At 57.5% G+C, this 19388-nt stretch carries 14 protein-coding genes and 3 pseudogenes; 7 read left to right on the forward strand and 10 right to left on the reverse strand.

Features of this window, described 5'->3' with window-relative positions; genetic code table 11:
- Positions 1-164: 164 nt before the first annotated feature.
- From GF1_RS02520 to GF1_RS02545, 5 genes and pseudogenes are all read right to left on the reverse strand, one after another.
- A complete protein-coding gene (locus GF1_RS02520; RefSeq protein ID WP_267928057.1) occupies positions 165-872 on the reverse strand; it encodes an ABC transporter ATP-binding protein in 708 nt (235 codons plus the stop codon).
- Positions 873-876: 4 nt separating this feature from the next.
- A pseudogene (locus tag GF1_RS02530) lies at positions 877-2099 on the reverse strand (lipoprotein-releasing ABC transporter permease subunit).
- A gap of 8 nt (positions 2100-2107) precedes the next feature.
- The gene (lysS, locus tag GF1_RS02535) at positions 2108-3598 is read right to left on the reverse strand and encodes a lysine--tRNA ligase (RefSeq protein WP_267928060.1); all 1491 of its coding nucleotides are present in this window, start codon (positions 3596-3598) and stop codon (positions 2108-2110) included.
- A 74-nt stretch (positions 3599-3672) separates the two neighbouring features.
- Positions 3673-4779 carry a uroporphyrinogen decarboxylase/cobalamine-independent methonine synthase family protein gene (locus GF1_RS02540; protein WP_267928061.1) on the reverse strand — a complete coding sequence of 369 codons (1107 nt, stop codon included), beginning with the start codon at positions 4777-4779 and terminating at the stop codon, positions 3673-3675.
- A 222-nt stretch (positions 4780-5001) separates the two neighbouring features.
- Positions 5002-6303: a class I SAM-dependent RNA methyltransferase gene (locus GF1_RS02545; RefSeq protein ID WP_267928062.1), complete on the reverse strand. Its 1302-nt coding sequence runs from the start codon at positions 6301-6303 to the stop codon at positions 5002-5004.
- Positions 6304-6395: 92 nt separating this feature from the next.
- Between GF1_RS02545 and GF1_RS02550 the strand changes: the two genes are divergently transcribed.
- The 6 genes from GF1_RS02550 (at position 6396) to trpS (ending at position 15775) form a co-directional block, all read left to right on the forward strand.
- Complete coding sequence (locus tag GF1_RS02550; RefSeq protein WP_267928063.1) at positions 6396-7760, forward strand: sigma-54-dependent transcriptional regulator; 1365 nt, start codon at positions 6396-6398, stop codon at positions 7758-7760.
- 5 nt (positions 7761-7765) lie between these two features.
- Positions 7766-9691: a diguanylate cyclase domain-containing protein gene (locus GF1_RS02555; RefSeq protein ID WP_267928064.1), complete on the forward strand. Its 1926-nt coding sequence runs from the start codon at positions 7766-7768 to the stop codon at positions 9689-9691.
- A 277-nt stretch (positions 9692-9968) separates the two neighbouring features.
- Complete coding sequence (locus tag GF1_RS02560; protein ID WP_267928065.1) at positions 9969-11279, forward strand: pyridoxal phosphate-dependent aminotransferase; 1311 nt, start codon at positions 9969-9971, stop codon at positions 11277-11279.
- A 399-nt stretch (positions 11280-11678) separates the two neighbouring features.
- Entirely contained in the window at positions 11679-12281 is a 603-nt protein-coding gene (gene grpE / locus GF1_RS02565) for a nucleotide exchange factor GrpE (protein ID WP_267928066.1), read from the forward strand.
- Between the two features lie 205 nt (positions 12282-12486).
- The gene (gene dnaK / locus GF1_RS02570) at positions 12487-14439 is read left to right on the forward strand and encodes a molecular chaperone DnaK (RefSeq protein WP_267928067.1); all 1953 of its coding nucleotides are present in this window, start codon (positions 12487-12489) and stop codon (positions 14437-14439) included.
- A gap of 367 nt (positions 14440-14806) precedes the next feature.
- On the forward strand, positions 14807-15775 hold the full coding sequence (gene trpS / locus GF1_RS02575; protein ID WP_267928068.1) for a tryptophan--tRNA ligase: 969 nt from the start codon (positions 14807-14809) through the stop codon (positions 15773-15775).
- 143 nt (positions 15776-15918) lie between these two features.
- On the opposite strand, the pseudogene GF1_RS16550 reads toward trpS, so the two are convergent.
- From GF1_RS16550 to GF1_RS02590, 4 genes and pseudogenes are all read right to left on the reverse strand, one after another.
- Positions 15919-16117 (reverse strand): annotated as a pseudogene (locus tag GF1_RS16550) (IS1634 family transposase); the annotation flags it as partial.
- Positions 16118-16457: 340 nt separating this feature from the next.
- Positions 16458-16619: a hypothetical protein gene (locus GF1_RS02580; RefSeq protein ID WP_267928069.1), complete on the reverse strand. Its 162-nt coding sequence runs from the start codon at positions 16617-16619 to the stop codon at positions 16458-16460.
- Positions 16620-16631: 12 nt separating this feature from the next.
- Positions 16632-17102: a GIY-YIG nuclease family protein gene (locus tag GF1_RS02585; RefSeq protein ID WP_267928070.1), complete on the reverse strand. Its 471-nt coding sequence runs from the start codon at positions 17100-17102 to the stop codon at positions 16632-16634.
- Positions 17103-17256: 154 nt separating this feature from the next.
- A complete protein-coding gene (locus GF1_RS02590; protein WP_267928071.1) occupies positions 17257-17466 on the reverse strand; it encodes a hypothetical protein in 210 nt (69 codons plus the stop codon).
- Here GF1_RS02590 and GF1_RS02595 point away from each other — a divergent pair.
- Positions 17456-17872 (forward strand): annotated as a pseudogene (locus tag GF1_RS02595) (transposase); the annotation flags it as partial. The gene GF1_RS02590 and the pseudogene GF1_RS02595 sit on opposite strands and share 11 nt — an antisense overlap.
- Before the next feature lie 853 nt (positions 17873-18725).
- On the opposite strand, the gene GF1_RS02600 reads toward GF1_RS02595, so the two are convergent.
- Complete coding sequence (locus tag GF1_RS02600) at positions 18726-19367, reverse strand: hypothetical protein (RefSeq protein WP_267928072.1); 642 nt, start codon at positions 19365-19367, stop codon at positions 18726-18728.
- Between the last annotated feature and the right edge of the window lie 21 nt (positions 19368-19388).

Here is a 19388-nt window from a genome sequence, read left to right on the forward strand (position 1 = left end):
AAAATGAGTTGGGGAAAATCGTGATAATCAATCAGTTGATTTAAGAATATCAGGGGAATGGAGCGGTGTCAAACGGTGAAAACGATATTTGTTTTCATCCTCTGGAAAGGGTTGGCCTGCAATATTTATTTTTTTTTACGCCGGGAGAATCTCGTCGCGCCTTGTCAGGATTCCTGTTTCTTCGAGATCGAGAGAATTCCGTCATGGAGGGTCAGGGTGCGGTCCATGGAGGCTGCCAGTTCCATGTTGTGGGTCACCATGAGAACGGCCAGGCCCATGCTCCGGGAAAGGTGGCCAAGGAGTTCGAAGACCAGGCTGCCACTTAGCGAGTCCAGGTTGCCGGTGGGTTCGTCGGCCAGCAGGATGTCCGGTTCCATGACCAGGGCCCTGGCCAGGGCGACCCGCTGCTGTTCGCCACCGGAAAGTTCGCCGCTGCGATGATGGAGCCGCTGGCCAAGTCCCACCTGTTCCAGCAGGCCGGTGGCCCTGGCCCTTACCCCTTCCTTTTCCTGTCCGGCGATCAGGCCGGGCATCATGACATTTTCCAGGGCCGAGAATTCCGGCAGCAGGTGGTGGAACTGGAAGATAAAGCCGATGTGGAGGTTGCGATGGCGGCTCAGGGCCGTTTCATCGGCGCAGATGAGATCCCGGCCCTCGAAGAGAAGTTTGCCCGAGTCAGGGATATCCAGGGTGCCGAGAATCTGCAGCAGCGTGGTCTTGCCGGAACCCGAGGCTCCGACAATGGCCGTCATCTCACCCCGCCTGACACTGATATCCACCCCCTTGAGCACTTCGATCCGCGACGGACCGCTGCCGTGGGACTTGTGGAGCTCTCTGCCCTCCAGGAGAAGGGGCTCGTTTCTTTCCGCCATGGTGCTACTCATAGGTCAGGGCCTCGGCCGGTCGCACTCTGGAGGCCTTCCAGGAGGGATAGATGGTGGCAAGCAGGGTGATCACCACTGCGGACAGGGCAATGACCGAGACATCGGTGGCTACTACCTTGATGGGCAAGGTGGTCATGGGATAGACGTTGGAGGGCAGCTCGATGAACTTGTAGCGCTTGAGGATGGCGCACAGGCCCAGTCCGCCACCGACCCCGAGGGTGGTACCGATCACCCCGATAACCGCCCCTGGTAGAAGAAGATCCGCATGATGGCGCCGGTTGTGGCCCCCATGGACTTGAGGATGGCGATGTCACGGGTCTTTTCCATGACTACCATGACCAGGGTGGAGATGATGTTCAGGGCCGCCACCAGGATAATCAGGTCCAGGGCGATGAAGATCCCCAGCTTCTCGAGCTTGAGGGCGGCAAAGAGGTTCTGGTTGATGCGCATCCAGTCCCGCACCGACCAGCCCGGTCCCAGGTGGCTGGCAATGGCGGCCGCCACCTGGTCGGCCTGGTCCACATCCGCCACCTTGACCTCGATGCCATGCACCCCGCGCTCCATGCCGGTCAGAGTGCGGGCGGTCTCCAGGTTGATGAACCCCATGCTGGCGTCATATTCATACATGCCGGTTTCAAAGATGCCTGTTACCTGGCAGGTGCGCACCTTGGGCAGGACGCCCATGGGGGTGAGCGGGCCGTTGGGCGAGATCAGCCGGATCTTGTCTCCCCGGACCACCCGGAGCTGGTTGGCAAGCTCCAGGCCAAGAACGATGGCCGGCAGGCCGTCTCTTTTCCGCAGGCTCTCCAGGGAGCCGCTCTTCATCTTCCGGTCCAGCGAGAGGACCCGGGAGGCGGAGTCCGGATCGATGCCGCGCAGGACGATACCGGTGGACTGCCGGCCCGAGGTGATCAGGGCCTGACCATGGATGTAGGGAGTGGCCGCCACCACTCCGGGAACCGTTTCAATCTCGCCGATCACCCGCTTGGGGTCCTGGATGTTGCCGCCATATTCCTGGACCAGGATGTGGGCATTGATACCGATGATCTGGTCCCGCAACCCCTCGGTGAAACCGGTGTAGACCGATAGGACAACAATGAGGGCCATGACCCCCACCGCCACCCCGAGCACCGAGATCACGGAGATCAGCGAGATGAACTTCTGCTTGCGTTTGGCCCGCAGGTATCGGAGGCTGACAAACCACTCAAAGGACATTGAGTCCGTTATTCTCCGGCTTCCGGTTTCAGGTGCGGGAACAGGATCACGTCGCGGATGGAGGGTGAATCGGTGAGCAGCATGACCAGTCGGTCGATGCCGATCCCTTCACCGGCCGCCGGCGGCATGCCGTATTCCAGAGCCCGGACATAGTCGTTGTCCAGGACCGGATGGATCTCCTCGTCCTCGCCCCGTTCGTCGATCTGTTTCTTGAACCGGTTGTACTGGTCGACGGGGTCGTTGAGCTCGCTGAAGGCGTTGGCGATTTCCCGGCCGGTGACAAAGAGCTCGAACCGGTCTGTGACGCTGGGATCTTCCTCGTTACGGCGGGCCAGTGGTGACACCTCGGTGGGATAGGAGGTGACAAAGGTGGGGTTGATCAGTTTCTCCTCCACCAGCAGTTCGAACAGCTCGGTCTTGGCCTTGCCGGGACCGGCCTCGGGCTGCAGCTCGATCCCTTTTTCTCTGGCCATCCGCATGATGGCGTCGTCGTCCTTGAGGATTTCCGGGTCCAGGCCACCAACCTCAACCAGGGCCTCGTCCATGGTGTAGCGCTTCCACGGCGGGGTCAGGTCCACCTCCATGCCCTGGTAGGTGATCTGCATGGAGCCGGTCACTTCGGCGGCCAGCCAGGAAACCATCTCCTCGGTGAGGTCCATGAGGTCATGGTAGGTGGCATAGGCCTGGTAGAATTCCAGCATGGTGAATTCAGGATTATGCCGGGTGGAGAGCCCTTCGTTGCGGAAGTTGCGGTTGATCTCAAACACCTTTTCAAAGCCGCCCACCAGGAGCCGCTTCAGGTAGAGCTCGGGCGCGATCCGCAGGTAGAGGTCAATGCCAAGCGCGTTGTGGTGGGTCTTGAAGGGCTTGGCCGTGGCTCCGCCGGGCACCGGCTGCATCATCGGGGTCTCCACCTCCATGAAACCACGGTTGCTCAGAAATTCGCGGATCAGGCGGATGATTTCCACCCGTTTCCGGAAGGTCTCCCGCACTTCGGGGTTGACGATGAGGTCCACGTAGCGCTGGCGGTAGCGGGTTTCCACGTCGGTGAGGCCGTGGAATTTTTCCGGCAGCGGCCGCAGGGACTTGGTGAGCATGTGCAGCTTTTTGGCCTCAATGGAGAGCTCGCCGGTTTTGGTCTTGAAGAGCTTTCCCTCCACCCCGACGATATCGCCCACATCCCATTTTTTGAACAGTTTGAATTCTTCGTCGCCAAGCAGGTCACGGCGGGCATAGATCTGGATCCGGCCGCTCTCGTCCTGGATATGGAAAAAGGCCGCCCTGCCGAACTTGCGCAGCGACATGATCCGGCCGGCCACCCGGTAGGTGGTGCCCGACTCCTCGTGGGACTCGGCGGCCAGCTGTTCGCCCCTGGGCAGGATATCGGCGATGGGCTGCGGATTTTTGAAATGGTTGGAGTAGAGTTTCAGGCCGCTTTCGGCCAGCTGGGCGGCCTTGTCGCGACGCTGCTTGAGCAGGTTGCTTTGTTGCTTATCCATGTCGGAAAATTATGTAGGTAGAAGTTTAACTGGAAGTTGGTAGCTGCCGATGGAACGCCTGCCAACCACCACTCTCACCCCAGGAATGTATCCCGCAGGGTCATGGAAACCGAGCGGGTCAGGTCCAGGACCCGCCTGGCCAGCTCGGGGCTCAGGGAGCCCGTTCCGCAGCTGGGGGTGATAAGGGTCTGGCGGAGCAGGTCCTTTTTGTCGCGCCCGGGCGAGACCAGAGCGTCGGCCTGGTTTTGCCAGAGTGTAACCAGGGACTGGGTGGATTCCGCTGTAATGTCTTCCCGGCGCGAGGTGGGTATCCCTCCCCAGGCCAGGATGCCGCCCCGGTCCAGGTAGTCGTTGACCTCTTTTTTAAGCGGCGCGATGCGGTCAAAGAAACCGTAGGCGTCAAAGCTGAGCACATCGATCCTGGAGCCGAGAAGTATTCCCCAGTCCGTGTTGGCACAGACATGGATCCCGGCCAGGCCGCCCTGGTGGTGGACAGCGTCGGCCACCTCGTTGACCAGTTCCTGGATCTCTGCTGTAGTGACGCTGATAAAGGCGGATGATCCCAGCCCGGCCAGGGCCGGCTCGTCGATGAACATCAGGACCGGCATCCCGCTTTTTCGGGCCAGGAACCGGGTCTGCCAGGCGGCCTTCATGGCACAGCCCTTGGCCACCATGTCGCGGATGGTATCGTCGAAATATCCGGCCCTGCCGTCGCGGTCCTTGATGCCGGTGAGCATGGTGAAAGGCCCGGTGATCTGGCCCTTGACCGCGGTGAGATTTTTTTTTCTCCGGGCCAGTGATTCGGCAAACAGGTAGAGCCCGCGGGCCCGCTCCTGGCTGGTGGTAAAACGGGAGTTGTCCAGGGCTGCACCGTCTTCCATGGCCGCAAGATAGTCTTCGTAGAAGGCCAGCATCTCTTCTTCGAAACCGGGACGCAGGATATCGTAATATATTCTGCCGCCCGGTTCATCCGCAGGCTCCTCAACGATACACGGCAGGCCTTCGGCGAACTGGGGCAGCATGCGCTCCATGGGATTGGAGGGCAGCTGGGGCCAGAGCGGCACCTCCGGAGTGGCGGCAAAGATCCACTCCAGGGCTTGTTCATGGTTGTCAAGCGGTACGGAACCGATCAGGACGGGCAGGCCGTCGGCTGTGAAACGACCAGCGGTTTCAGCGGTCATGGTGTTTGTCCTCAGAAAATGTCGGCATCACGGATGACGCGTCTGGAAGTTGTTTCAGGGTATGCCGCTCCAGGCAGGTGATCCATGATCTGTCTACGGCGCTGTCTCTCAACAGAAACAGGGTACCGGCGCGGTGTTTGTTTCCTGGATTCCGGCCGTGGTCCGGTCCAGGCAAAGTATTTTAGCGCAAACTACCATAATTAGTGCGAAGCGCTGTTGATGTCAATTTTTTTCCAGGACCGCCACGGACTCGATGTGATGGGTCTGGGGAAACATATCCACCGGCAGGACCCGGGTCAGCCTGAAGCGGCCATCCCGGGTCAGGATTCGCAGGTCCCGGGCCAGGGTGGCGGGGTCACAGGAGACGTAGATGATTTTCTCCGGCCCAAGCCCGGGCAACAGACTGATATCCCGGCCCATCCCCTGCCTGGGGGGATCGAGCAGAATGCAGTTGAAGCGCTCCTTGTTCCTGGCCAGATCGCGCAGGCCACGGGTGGCGTCCACGGCCAGGAAGCGGGCCTGGTCAAGGCCGGCTGCGGTCCGGTTTTTTTTCGCCCAGACAATGCTTGGGCGGCTGCGTTCGATACCGGTGACCCGCGCCCCCAGCAGTCCCAGGGGGATGGAAAAATTGCCGATACCGCAGTAAAGATCGAGAAGCGAGCACCCCCGGACCTCACCGGCCACTCGGCAGACCGCCTTGACCAGCTGCTGGTTCTGTTCCGGGTTGATCTGGGAAAAACATTCCGGTGACCAGGAAAGGGTGCAGGATCCACCGCTGTCCAGGGTCAGACGCTGTTGTAAAACGGCCGGGTCCGTGTCCGGGGTGATGGGCTGGAGCTTTTTCTTCCGGCGCACAAATACCTGCCCCGGGATCAGCGCCGAGATGGTATCCCGGATGGCGGCCGGGGAGATGTCACCGTTCCCGTGCAGGGAGAGAATACAGAAAAGTTTGCCATCCTGCGGTGACTTAAGCAGTTCGATTTCCCGGCAGACAGCGGAGATGCGAGCCAGATCTCCATGGTGGAGGTCGGCAAGTACCCGGTTCATGTCCGGGGAGACCAGCAGGCACTGTTTTGCCGGGACCAGGCGGTGGCTGCGCGGCTGGAAAAAGCCGGGCGCGCCTTCCTGGTCGAGCTGGAGCCGGATCCTGCTGCGGTAGCCGGTCTCTTTGGGCGAGGCGATGGGATCTGCGACCAGCTCACCGCTGCCCCGGCCGAGAATACGTTCCAGACAGTCATGGACGATCTGTTTTTTTATTTCGAGCTGGAGCGGGTAGGCGGCGTGCTGCAGGTCACAGCCGCCGCAGAGTCCATGCAGCGGGCAGGAAGGGGTGACCCGGCCGGGAGCGGGCGAGACGATCCGCTCCGGTCGGCCTTCGCAGTACCCCTTGTGCTCCCTGGTGATCCGGACTTCGATCCTCTCGCCGGGCAGGACATGATCCACCATGACCACCATGCCGTCCGGCAATCGGCCGAGACCCCGGCCGCCGCTGATTATTTTTTCGATAACTATTCGGTGGTGCATTGGGTATATTTCCAGTAACAAACAAGGGTTATCTTGCGCAGTGTAGCAGTTTGATGCTACTATATGCAACAATTGCGTGGTTAGGCATGGTTATGGACGGGAAAAAGGAAAAAGTCAGAATACTTGTGGTTGACGACGAGCAGGTGCATCGGTATATGCTGACCTCTCTCCTCGGTGAATGGGGCTGGGAGACGGAGCAGGCCGATGACGGGGCCACTGCTGTGGCCGCAGTGGAGGAAGGTCCTTTTGACGCCATCCTCATGGACGTGCGGATGACCACCATGGACGGCATGGAGGCCCTGCAGCGGATACATGCCATCAACCCGGCCATTCCCGTGGTGATCATGACGGCTTATTCCTCGGTGGATTCGGCGGTGGAAGCCATCAAGATGGGGGCCCATGACTACCTGACCAAGCCACTGGATTTCGACCGGCTGCGTCAGACCCTGGAAGCGGCCATGCAGCACCGCAAACCCGCTTCCCATCCGGGTGTTTCCGGCGAGGCACCCTTTGATGATGATTCGGAAATCATCGGCCGGTCGGCTCCCATGAGGGAGCTGTGGGACATGATTCTCCAGGTGGCGCCCACCGAGGCCAATGTCCTGATTACCGGCGAGTCCGGCACCGGCAAGGAGCTGGTTGCCTCGGCCCTGCATTATCGATCCGGCCGGGCCAGGGGTCCCTTTGTCAAGGTCAACTGCGCGGCCCTGGCGGAAAACCTGCTGGAGTCGGAACTCTTTGGCCATGAGCGCGGCGCCTTCACCGGCGCGGACCGGCGTCGGGAGGGACGGTTTGTCCAGGCCCAGGGGGGCACCCTCTTCCTCGATGAGATCGGCGAGACCACCCCGGCCATGCAGGCCAAGCTTCTCCGGGTGCTGCAGGAGCACGAACTGCAGCGGGTGGGCGGTCAGGAAACCATCACCGTGGATGTACGGATCATCGCCGCCACCAATCGGGACCTTGAAGAGGAGGTGCGCCGGGGGCGTTTCCGCGAAGACCTCTATTACCGGCTCAACGTGGTGGTGCTCGACGTGCCGCCCCTGCGCGAACGTTCCGGGGATATTCCACTGCTGGCAAAATATTTTCTCGACAGGTTCTCCCGCAAGAACAACCGCCATGTGGTGGGCATCACCCCGGAGTGCATGGACGTGCTCAACCGGTATCCCTGGCCCGGTAACGTGCGGGAACTGGAGAATTCCATCGAGCGGGGAGTGATCCTCATGCGCGGTGAATATCTTGATGTCCAGGGGCTGCCTCTTTCCATCCAGCGCTGGGCCGGTCAGAATGAACCGGAAGACCACCCCGGCCGGCCGGCAACCCTCAAGGATGCCGAGCGTCTCCTGATAGCGGAGACCCTGAAAGAAACCGGCGGCAATCGCAGCGAAGCCGCGCGTCGATTGCAGATCACCAGAAAAACGCTTTTAAACAAGATTAAAAGCTACAACATCGAAATCTGAGCTCCATGTCAAAAGTTACCGCGCAACAACGCCAGCAGCAGGTCCTCTTCGCGGTCATGTCCGTGTACCGTTTCCTGATCGCAGAGAGGGACCTTCCCTCTCTCCTCCAGGGGATCTGTGACCGGCTGGTGGGGCAGGGGCTCAACCTGTCGGCCTGGATGGTGCTTCTCGACGATGACCATGGTGGAATCATTACCGCCGAGACCGGTCTTGGCGAGGTGTTTACACCGGTCATGGATAACCTGCGCCAGGGTGTTCTGCCGGCCTGCGGGCTTCGGGCCCTGGATCAGCAGGGCGGGGCGGCCAGGTTCTGCCCCGGCACTGCCTGTGAAAACTGCTCCCTGCCCCGCTGCCGGGGCGTGGGCCAGGCTATTACCGTGCCCATCCGCTGCCGCCAGAACCTGTTCGGGTTCCTGGTGATCCAGACCCCGGAAGGGGGCCAGGTGACCGACGAGGAACTCGGCCTTGTCGCGGACCTGGCCGAGAGTATCGGCCAGGCCCTGCATAACCTGCTTCGCATGGAGGAATCACGGGTCCGGGAAAAGGAACTGCAGCGCATCGAGGAACGCTTTGAGCTCGCCCTGCACGCCTCGGACGCCGGGTTGTGGGACTGGAATATAAAAACCGGAGAGATGTTTACCAGCCCCTGCCGCAAGGGCTTTCTTGATTACCGGGAAAACGGTGGCGCGCCGGGTTCGGCGGCCTGGGAAGGGCTGATCCATCCCGATGACAAGGCCCGGGTCCTTCAGGTCCTGAACGATCATCTGGCCGGCAAGACCGAGGAGTACCGGATCGAGTACCGAATCAAGAAGGAGAACGGAGCGTGGCGCTGGTTCCTGGACTGCGGCCGGGTGGTGGAAAGGGACGAGCAGGGAATGCCGGTGCGGATGACCGGCACCCATCAGGATATCACCCTGCAGAAGGAGCAGGCCGAGATCCTGGTCCGGGTCCAGCGGCAGCTCCACGACGCGGTGGAGCGGGAGCGGACCTTTCTCCAGACTGTTATCGACGGGGCCGCGGATTCGGTGATGGTTATTGACATGGACTATACCGTGCTGTTGATAAACGCCACCGCCGCCCGGATCATGAAGATAGACTCCAGCGAGGCCCGGGGCAGAAAATGCCATAAGCTGTTCCATGGCAGCGATGTTCCGTGCACTGACAAGCGCTATCCCTGTCCCATCCAGGCGGTGCAGGAATCCGGCAATCGGGTGACCCTGATCCATAACCCGCTCCATGGCAACAACATCAACAACACCTTTGAGATCGAGGTCACCCCGCTGAGGGATGGTACCGGCAGGATCCGCGGGATCATCGAGGTCGCCCGCGATATCACCGACCGGCTGCGGATAGAAAAGGAACTGCGGGAGAGCCAGTCCAAGCTCTACCAGCTGGCCCACCACGATATCCTCACCGGGCTGCCCAACCGGCTGCTGTTCCGGGACCGGATGAAACAGGCGGTGGCCAAGGCCCAGCGCCATAAGAGCCGGGTGGCCATCCTGTTTCTGGATCTGGATAAATTCAAAGATATCAATGATACCCTCGGTCATGATGTGGGGGATCAGCTGCTGGTGGAGGTGGCCAGGCGCCTGCAGCGTCAGTGCCGCAAGAGCGATACCGTGGCCCGGTTCGGCGGTGATGAGTTCGTGTTCATCCTCGATGAGATCAAGGATCGCAACGGGGCCGCGGTGGTGGCCGAAAAGATCCTCAAGGCCATGAGTGAGCCGGTGCGGGTGGGCTGTCACACCCTGCATATCACAACCAGTATCGGTATCGCTCTCTATCCTGACCATTCCGAGGATATGGATCAGGTCATGAAGTACGCCGACATGGCGCTGTACCAGGCCAAAGCAGAAGGACGGAACAACTACCGGTTCTATGATCCGGCCATGAGGGCGCCAAGCTGTTCGGAGCGCCAGGATGCTGACTGAGCAGGTTCCGCCTTCCCGCCAGCCTGTCATGCCCCGGTCCGGAGACCTGGCCGGGCGGCGGGCAATGTTCCGGTGCAGGTGCATTGACGCCGACGCGAGGCTGTGGTAAGAGCCAGTATTTTAACCGGTCCAAGATGTCTTCTGCAGCATCCCCCCCTGTCCAACGCGAGAAATCAGATGAGAATCCAGCTGGCCCGGTCGACAGGGCGAGATCCGGCATCTTTTTTGTTGGTACAAATCTTATACTCCGGCACAAGCCGGCTAGGGAGAATTAGGAATGCGTACGGATATCCTCCATATCGGCGCAGGTGAACTGACCTACGAAATCCGCAATATTGTCAATGTCGGGAATAAGCTTCAGGCGCTTGGCGTCCATGTCAACTGGGAGAATATCGGTGACCCGGTGGCCAAGGGTGAGGAGATTCCCGCGTGGATGAAAGAGATCGTGGCGGCGGCGGTGCAGGAGGATGCCAGCTACGGCTACTGTCCCACCAAGGGTATTCTGGCCACCAGGGAGTATATCGCCGCTGAAACCAATGCCAAGGGCGGGGCCCAGATAGGCCCGGAGGACATTATCTTCTTCAATGGGCTGGGCGATGCCATCTCCAAGGTTTTTGGTTTTCTCAAGCGCACGGCCCGGGTGATCGTGCCCACGCCCAGCTATACCACCCATTCCTCGGCTGAGGCTGCCCATGCCGGTGATCGGCCGGTGACCTATATCCTTGATCCCAATCACCTCTGGTATCCGGACCTGGAGGATATCGAGAATCATGTCAAGTACAACCCGGCGGTGGCAGGCATCCTGGTGATCAATCCCGACAATCCTACCGGGGCGGTGTATCCGGCCGATGTCCTGCGGGCCATTGTCGACATCTGCGAGACCAACGATCTCTTTATCATCTGTGATGAAGTGTATCAGAACATGACCTACAACGGTACCGAGGCCGTTCCCCTGTGCACGGTGATCGGCGACCGGGTTCCGGCTATCTGCATGCGCGGGATCTCCAAGGAAATGCCTTGGCCCGGCGGCCGGTGCGGCTGGATTGAAGTGTACAACGGGCACCGGGATCCCATGTTCGAGAAGTACATCAACTCCATCCTCAATGCCAAGATGGTGGAGGTCTGTTCCACCACCCTGCCGCAGATGGTTCTGCCGCGGATCAAGCAGCATCCGCTCTACCAGGAGTACCTGGATGAACGGATCCGCCGCTACGAAAAGTACTCCAACATCGCCTATGACATCCTGAAAGGTCTCAAGGGCGTACTGGTCAACCGTACCAATGGTGCCTTTTACATGAGCGTGGTCTTCGAAGACGGGCGGCTCAACCATGAGCAGACCCTGCCCATTGAAAACGACGAGGTTCGCGCCACAGTGGAGCGGATGGTCAGCGGGCCGGATGTGTCGCCGGACAAGCGTTTCGTCTATTATCTGCTGGGTTCCACCGGCGTATGCGTTGTGCCGCTGTCTTCGTTTGCCACCGACCTGCAGGGGTTTCGGGTCACCCTGCTGGAACGCGATGAGCAGGAGTTCATCAAGGTGTTTAACACCATTGCCGACGGTATCAAACGTTACCTGGCTTCCGCTTGAGGTGAGTCGCCGTCATCACCGGCCTTCCCCGGATCCAGATGGTTTTTGTACCCCTGGCCGGGAGTGGGATTCGCCGATATTATCACCTGGAGCCGCTGCCTCTGCCGGCAGCGGCTTTTTCTTTGTTTTTTCCATAGTTCCCGGTCTTGACACCGGTTTGGCCTATACTTATTGTTGCGTCAGGCCAGGGTCCCCTGCCTGTACGACCTGTGGGAATCCAACCCACTCTGGAACTGTCCCTGTGCGTTCCGGAAGGTTTTTCCGGAACGCACAGGGACAATCCGAATCAGCGGTTTGTTCCGCTGTCCTCTTGCATGGTGACAGGTGTTTGCCGCATTTGTCACCGGTTGAGGCAAAACCGTTGTCCAGAAAAGATAATCACTGAAGGAGATACGATACGTGACTGAGCATAATAAGAAATACCCGAATCAGGAAAACCAGCAGGAAGACAGGGAAATGCCCGAAGATCACTCCACTGGTGAGGATGCCGCAGACCGGACCGAGGAGGCGACGGTCTCCGAAGCCGAGGCCCTGCGGCAGGAACTGGAAGAAACCAAGGACCGCATGCTCCGTATAGCTGCCGACGCCGATAACTTCAAGAAACGGATGGAGCGGGAAAAGGAAAACCTGGTCAAGTACGCCGGAGAAAACATCCTCCGTGAGCTGCTCAGTACCGTGGACAACCTGGAGCGGGCCCTGGAGCAGGCTGCCACCGAGACCGTGGATGCCGAGAAGAAACTCGAGGCCCTGATCGAGGGTCTGGAGTTGACCCACAAGGGCCTGGTATCCACCCTGGAGAAGTTTGATGTCCAGCCCATCGAGTCGGTGGGCAAGGAGTTTAATCCCAACGAGCACGAGGCCCTGACCATGGAGCAGAGTGATGAGGTGCCCCAGGGCCATGTGGCCCGTGAGTTCGTCAAGGGATATCGTTTCAAGGACCGGCTGCTGAGAGATGCCAAGGTGGCTGTATCCAGTGGCCCTGCCACGAACGAGGAAAATTAACTGGAATCCTGACCACCATCTTGACAAGGCGTAATTGATGCGCATTGTAAAGATGGCAGCAGGTAAGTAAGCAAAGACTCCGGGTAAGCGTACACTCCAGGTAAGTGAAGACTCCGGATAGACGGAGACTCTGATGGAGTAGGGATTTCGGGCTTTGAGATTACAGGCTGACTACTGAATATATAAGGAGACAAGGAGATTTATCATGGGAAAAATAATAGGAATTGACCTGGGAACAACCAACTCGTGTGTTGCCGTTATGGAGGGCGGAGAGCCCAAGGTTATCGAGAACAGCGAAGGAAATCGGACAACACCGTCGGTGGTTGCCTTTACAGATAGTGGAGAACGGTTGGTAGGACAGGTGGCCAAGCGTCAGGCTGTCACCAATCCTGCTCGGACACTGTTTGCCATCAAGCGGCTCATTGGCCGCAAGTACAGTGATCCGGAGGTGCAGAAATCCATCGAGATCAGTCCGTTCAAGATCGTGGAGGCCGCCAACGGTGACGCCGCGGTCGAGGTAGACGGCAAGGTGTTCAGTCCGGCAGAGATTTCGGCCATGATTCTTGGCAAGCTGAAAAAGGATGCCGAGGAGTATTTCGGCGAACCGGTAACCGAGGCGGTTATCACGGTTCCGGCCTATTTCAACGACTCCCAGCGGCAGGCCACCAAGGATGCAGGCAAAATCGCCGGCCTTGATGTCAAACGGATCATCAACGAGCCCACGGCCGCATCCTTGGCTTACGGTCTGGACAAGAAAGGCGAAGAAAAGATTGCGGTCTTCGATCTGGGTGGTGGAACGTTCGACGTGTCCATCCTCGAGATCGGTGATGGCGTGTTCGAGGTAAAATCCACCAACGGCGACACCTTCCTTGGTGGTGAAGACTTTGACATGCGCATCGTCAACTGGCTCGCCGATGAGTTCAAGCGGGATCAGGGTGTTGACCTGCGCAACGACAACATGGCCCTGCAGCGGCTCAAGGAAGAGGCGGAAAAGGCCAAGAAAGAACTGTCCACGGCCATGGAGACCGATATCAACCTGCCCTTTATCACCGCAGACGCCACTGGGCCAAAGCATCTGAACATGAAGCTGACCCGGGCCAAGCTGGAGAGTCTGGTTGAGGACCTGATCGACCGGACCGAAGGCCCCTGCCGTACAGCGCTGCAGGATGCCGGTCTGAGCGCGTCTGATATTGATGAGGTCATCCTTGTCGGTGGTATGACCCGGATGCCGAAGGTGCAGGAAAAGGTCAAGGAAATCTTTGGCAAGGAGCCGCACAAGGGTGTTAACCCGGATGAAGTGGTTGCCATCGGTGCCGCCATTCAGGCCGGAGTACTCAAGGGCGATGTCAAGGACGTCCTCCTGCTCGACGTAACCCCGCTGTCGCTGGGTATCGAGACCATGGGTGGCGTCATGACCAAGCTCATCGAGAAGAACACCACCGTGCCGACCAAGAAGAGTCAGATCTTCTCCACCGCGGCCGACAACCAGCCTGCGGTATCCATCCATGTGCTCCAGGGTGAGCGCGAGATGGCGGCAGACAACAAGACCATCGGCCGCTTCGAGCTGACCGATATCCCGCCGGCACCGCGCGGGGTACCTCAGATCGAGGTAACCTTTGACCTGGATGCCAACGGTATCCTCCACGTGTCGGCCAAGGATCTTGGTACCGGCAAGGAGCAGTCCATCCGGATTACCGCTTCCTCCGGTCTGACCGAGGAGGAGATCGAGCGGATGAAGAAGGACGCCGAGCTCCATGCCGAGGAGGACAAGAAGCGCCGTGCCCTGGTCGAGGCCAAGAACAATGCCGACTCGCTGATCCACATGACCCAGAAGAGCCTGGGTGAACTCGGCGACAAGGTGGACGCCGAGACCAAGGCCAACGTGGAGCGTGAGATAGAAAACCTGAAGAAGACCCTTGAAGGCGACGATATCGATGCCATCAAGAAGGGCACCGATGCCCTGACCCAGGCTTCCCATAAGCTGGCCGAGCTGATGTACGCCCAGGCCTCCCAGAATCAGGGAGCAGCTGGTGGCGGTGCAGCCGGCGCGGGCGCAGCCGGAGGAGCTGCAGGCGCTGCCGGCGCTGCCGGCGCAGCGTCCGGAGGCGGCAGCGATGACGATGATGTCGTGGACGCCGACTTCGAAGAAGTGAAGTAAGCCATATTTCTATCTGTTCCAACAGGGAGTGCGGAGAAAATCTGCACTCCCTTTTTTTTTGATTTTAGGGTATAGGAGCAGGGCAAGGTGGTGCACTGTTCGGGCAATACCTTCGCCTGCAGCGGGGTGCGCCCTTATCGCTGCCCCAGCGGATGAACGGCGTCTCCCCTCGTGACCATCGCTCCGCGGTGTCACGTACCGCGCCATGGTGCTGGTTCCTGGCCTGGGAATTTATCGGCCCGCTCTCGAGGAGCGGACGCCACTCCCCATGCTCGGCGGTGTTTTTCGGGAAGAAGCATCCGGCGGCTGACGTAACTGTGCGAATATAGAAATATTTCTTTACCAATAACTGATATAGAAGAGAGCAATGAAACGGATTCTTTCTGGTATTCAGCCTTCGGGCCAGCTGCACATCGGTAACTATTTCGGCATGATGAAGACCATGATCTCCAATATGGAGAACGCGGATCTCTATGTTTTCATCGTCGACCTCCACGCCCTCACCTCGGTCCATGACCGGGACCGGTTGCGCCAGGGTACCCTGGAGGCGGCGGCGGATTTCCTGGCCCTGGGTCTGGATCCGGACCGGTGTACCTTCTGGGTCCAGTCAGATGTGCCTGAGGTCTGCGAACTGATGTGGGTGCTCTCCACCATGACCCCCATGGGCCTGCTGGAGCGGTGCCATTCCTACAAGGACAAGGTGGCCAAGGGGATTTCTCCCAGTCACGGTCTGTTCAGCTACCCGGTGCTGATGGCGGCCGATATCCTGCTCTTTCAGGCGGAAATCGTGCCTGTGGGTAAGGACCAGAAACAGCACCTGGAGGTGACTCGCGACATTGCCATCAAGTTCAATAACACCTATGGCGAGACCTTTGTCCTGCCTGAACCTGCCATCTCCGAATCCACCGCCATTGTCCCGGGTGTTGACGGCCAGAAAATGTCCAAGTCCTACGGTAATACCATCCCCATCTTCCTGGATGACAAGCCGCTCAGAAAACGGGTCATGGCCATCCAGACCGATTCCACCCCGGTGGAAGATCCCAAGGACCCGGAGAAGTGCAACCTGTTTGCCCTGTTCAAACTTTTCGCTCCGGAAGACCGGTTGAAAGAGGTCCATGATCTCTATGTGAATGGCGGCGCAGCCTACGGCTATATCAAGCAGGAGCTGTTCGAGCTCATACGTGATTATTTCGGCGAGGCCCGTGCCAGGAAGAAAGAACTGCTGGAAAACCAGGATTATCTTCGCGAAGTGCTGGCCAAAGGAGCAGAAAAGGCCAGGGCCAAAGCGGTACAAACCCTGGATCTGGTACGCGACAGGGTTGGGCTTACCTACTGACAGCAGAGAAGGCCATGCTCCGCGCGGGTCAGGGAAGATAGGATCTGCGGCTCATTCGCCGGCGCTTATAACCTGAGAATGGGGTCGCTCTTGGCCTCTTGCCCTCTGACATCCTTCAAACAGGAGTTTATAGAGTGATAAATCTATATTTTCTGTAAGACCCCACCGGCTGTTTTCCATCCAAATGCCCGCATAATATCAGCCTGAGCCTTGTCCGGTTCTTCCAGCATACGTACGGCTTTCCTTTTTCCGGGTAACCACAGAAGGCAGGAGCGCCAGGGCCGCTATGCAGGTGAAAATGTGGCACCTGATCTTGCTGTCAGTCCAATGATGTACCGGCCTGGGCGCCACTTTTGGCTCTGGCAAGGCCAGGCCCCGCTACGCGGGTGCTTCGCAGCCTTGCCAGAGCCAGAGGAAGCAACTCAAGCTGTCTGTGATGAAAGGGGTGGAAAATCCCTTTCACAGAACTGGCTCCAGGATACCCTTGAGCAGGTGTTTGGCCCGGAATAAAGGATACTCCTCCGAGGTATGTAATCAAGCGGGACCTTACACTTGCGCAGTAGGCGATGGCTGCCGGCTCGGTACAGCCGGAGGTAACCTCCAGGGATTTTTCAATGGATTCTGTCAGTGAGCTCATATGGTTGTCGTAGTTGGACGATTGTTCGCCTTTTATTTTCAGTCTCTATGTCAGCACTCTATATCCAATCAGCGTTCCAATTACCCAAAATAGAATGAGTGAACCAAGGCATCCAGTTTTTGTGGGAGGGCGCTTGTCAGATTTATCCATCTTTTCATACAAGACATAATCCAGAGCTTCATCTTCATCAAATAAATTGTCATCCATTTTGAAAATCACCTAATAGTTCCTGATGTTATATTTCGGTGCCAAATTATTGATGATATCTTTTTCGATCTCATGGATTTTCTCAGTAGAATGCTCGTCTAAAGGAAAAAATACCAAAAGGAAATTTTCCTTGAGAAATTCAAGGCATGGTACACCTGGAGTCAAGTTATGTTTTCTTGCAAGATTCTTTCGGAATGCACTTTTTTCAATTACAATTTTACCATTTTTTTTAATTTGTTTCTTAATCTGCTCAGAGTCTTTTGAGGAGAATTTCTCTTTTCTGCTTTCAAGGTAGTCTGGATTTAAATGTTGACTCCAGATACGCCCTCTTAGGCCTTTTACCCCTACAGCACTGCCAACATATTGGATAGCCAAAGTTACCTTATCGAGGTAACAATAAATGCCTTTTGTAGTTGGGATATCGTTGATTTTTAATTTATTAATGTCCCATCTCAGGCCGTCAATAATTTTTTCGTGTATCATGTATTGTTTCAAGCGAACGTCTAGGGTCACGGGCCGAAAAACCGCAAGCGAGCGCAGCGGTTTTGAGGTCCCGTGCACCGACTTGATAATAGAGAAGGCCCCCTCGCTCCCGGCAGCCCGTTGCTGCTATAATGGAAGTAAAACACAAACAACCTCAACACAAGGAGGCCTTCTCATGAGATTTTAAACCAAACAGCATGATTTTTATTGCGGAATAGACCTCCACACCAACAAAATGTATCTCTGCATCCTCAACCGGGAAGGAGAGATTGTCCTGCATCGCAATATCAGGACCCGGCCGGATTACTTCCTCAAGCTGATCAAGCCCTTTCGTGAAGATATCGTGATCTGCGCGAAGTGCCAAAGAGCATGACTCCACGGCCTATGCCCTGCTCAAGACCATCCCTGGCGTGGGTCGCATCATTGCTCTGAACCTGCTCTATGAGATCGAGGATATCGACCGTTTTCCCAGGGTGCAGGATTTTGCCTCCTACTGCCGCCTGGTCAAGTGCGCCAAGGAGTCCAATGGCAAAAAGTATGGCACGGCTGGCAGGAAGATCGGCAATGCCCATCTGCGCTGGGCTTTTTCAGAGGCAGCGCAGCTCTTTCTCAAGGGTAACAAGCGGGGGCAGCGCTATCTCCAGAAGGTCACCAGTAAGCACGGCAAGGGCAAGGCCCTGTCCATCCTGGCCCACAAGATGGGGAGGGCCGTGTACTTTATGCTCAAAAACAGACAGGGGTTTGATATGAACAGATTTCTTGCCGCATGAGCTGGAGGGGACGGATGAACCGGACGTCTAACTGGAGCCACCGTTGTTGTTTTTCAGCGAGCATGTATCTGCACCGGATATTGATGAACACGCATCATGTGGTGAAATCACACTGATCGGTGCTATGCCGCATCTCGGCAGCCAGTTGCTTTGATTGGCCGTCCGTCCTGCTCCGTTTACATACTGATTCTTTGATATGGTTCTGCTCCTCCCCGAACCCGACACTAACTCCGGCATGTTTTGTTTTTTTGCATGACCACGCTTCTTTGACTGGGACGGCATGAGGGTACGTGATCGTTTCCAGGACACTGCAAGCCCTGCTTGCAGCAGCTGTCCCCGGCAGGAACTGCTTGCTGCAAGTTCGCGGATAACCTGTCCGGTCTCCGACGAGCAGTTGTTGGGCCCATTCTCGACCGGACAGATTATCCGCTTCGAGTGAAAACCAACTCCTTTCCTGCTGGCGGGATGGTTGATCCTCGATAGGTGTTTGGTGCAGAATTGCTGTCACCGAATATGAAACCCAAGATAGGGCGTTTTCAATGATCAGTCAGCCTTCGGCTGAAGGGCGATTAATTTTCGCTTCAAAATTATTTTTGTCTCTTGACAACTAGGGGCCTTGCTAAGTGTTATGCCAGCAGTTCCCGGTTTGCCCCCTGCTCAACCAGCGAACAGGACCATTTGAGAAATTTTGACCCTGTTGTCCAAATTTCCTGTCGATTTTTGGCATGAAACGACAGGGAAGGCGGTTTTCCCGGAGAAAAAACCGAATTTTTGACGTACTTCTCCAGTCATCCTTCCGGATGTTGTCCGCAAGAATACGTTCTTTGACAACCTGATTTTTTCGATCGGCGACTCACTCCCATTGGAACTCCAGTTTCGGCTTGCGGACGCCGTTGACGATACAGTGGAGTATCAGCTCCATTGACGGGACGAAATTCTCATTAAAGCAGCTGCGAACTCGTTCCCAGAGGTACCGTCTCGTTCTATATTTTGCCTGGGCCGCCTGGAACAGCGGACAACACATCTGCTGAACCTGATCCACCAAGAAGGCCAGCAGCATCAGATGGGCAAAAACAGCGCTCAGGTGCTTCTTGCCGAGTCCATAGTTGTGCTCCAGGTTGTAGCCCTGGTTTTTCAAGGTATTGAACGTCTCATTCTCGATCCGCCACCGGGCACGGCCGGCACGCATGATGTCAAAGGCGTTTTCCCCGCTGATCGGGATGTCCGTCACCCAGCCGAACCGGTTCTTTACGTTACCTTCACTGTCCGTCTCCCAGTATTCCAGGAAGTTGACCGTCAGAGAATCCTTGCTGGACTTGTTGAGGGGAACATTGTTGAGAAAACGAAAGCAATGGTGCACATTGGTCTTGTTGGAATCCGCTATGTGCAACTCGGTGATTTCGCCCCTGTCAGCCGCCTCGTCGACCGATTGGTACAGATTCTCATGATCCTTGGGCTTGGCCCCGAGGATGTAGCGCAGGTCATGTTTCTGCAACTCCTGGATATGCGGCGCGTT

It is taken from the genome of Desulfolithobacter dissulfuricans (genome assembly GCF_025998535.1).
Lineage (GTDB): Bacteria > Desulfobacterota > Desulfobulbia > Desulfobulbales > Desulfobulbaceae > Desulfolithobacter > Desulfolithobacter dissulfuricans.

Excerpts from the sequence above, each read along its gene's own strand:
- dnaK (WP_267928067.1), top strand. The coding sequence starts at position 12,487 with ATGGGAAAAATAATAGGAATTGACCTGGGAACAACCAACTCGTGTGTT.
- GF1_RS02540 (WP_267928061.1), bottom strand. The coding sequence starts at position 4,779 with ATGACCGCTGAAACCGCTGGTCGTTTCACAGCCGACGGCCTGCCCGTC.
- lysS (WP_267928060.1), bottom strand. The coding sequence starts at position 3,598 with ATGGATAAGCAACAAAGCAACCTGCTCAAGCAGCGTCGCGACAAGGCC.
- GF1_RS02545 (WP_267928062.1), bottom strand. The coding sequence starts at position 6,303 with ATGCACCACCGAATAGTTATCGAAAAAATAATCAGCGGCGGCCGGGGT.
- GF1_RS02555 (WP_267928064.1), top strand. The coding sequence starts at position 7,766 with ATGTCAAAAGTTACCGCGCAACAACGCCAGCAGCAGGTCCTCTTCGCG.
- GF1_RS02585 (WP_267928070.1), bottom strand. The coding sequence starts at position 17,102 with ATGATACACGAAAAAATTATTGACGGCCTGAGATGGGACATTAATAAA.
- GF1_RS02560 (WP_267928065.1), top strand. The coding sequence starts at position 9,969 with ATGCGTACGGATATCCTCCATATCGGCGCAGGTGAACTGACCTACGAA.
- GF1_RS02580 (WP_267928069.1), bottom strand. The coding sequence starts at position 16,619 with ATGGATGACAATTTATTTGATGAAGATGAAGCTCTGGATTATGTCTTG.
- trpS (WP_267928068.1), top strand. The coding sequence starts at position 14,807 with ATGAAACGGATTCTTTCTGGTATTCAGCCTTCGGGCCAGCTGCACATC.
- GF1_RS02550 (WP_267928063.1), top strand. The coding sequence starts at position 6,396 with ATGGACGGGAAAAAGGAAAAAGTCAGAATACTTGTGGTTGACGACGAG.
- GF1_RS02520 (WP_267928057.1), bottom strand. The coding sequence starts at position 872 with ATGGCGGAAAGAAACGAGCCCCTTCTCCTGGAGGGCAGAGAGCTCCAC.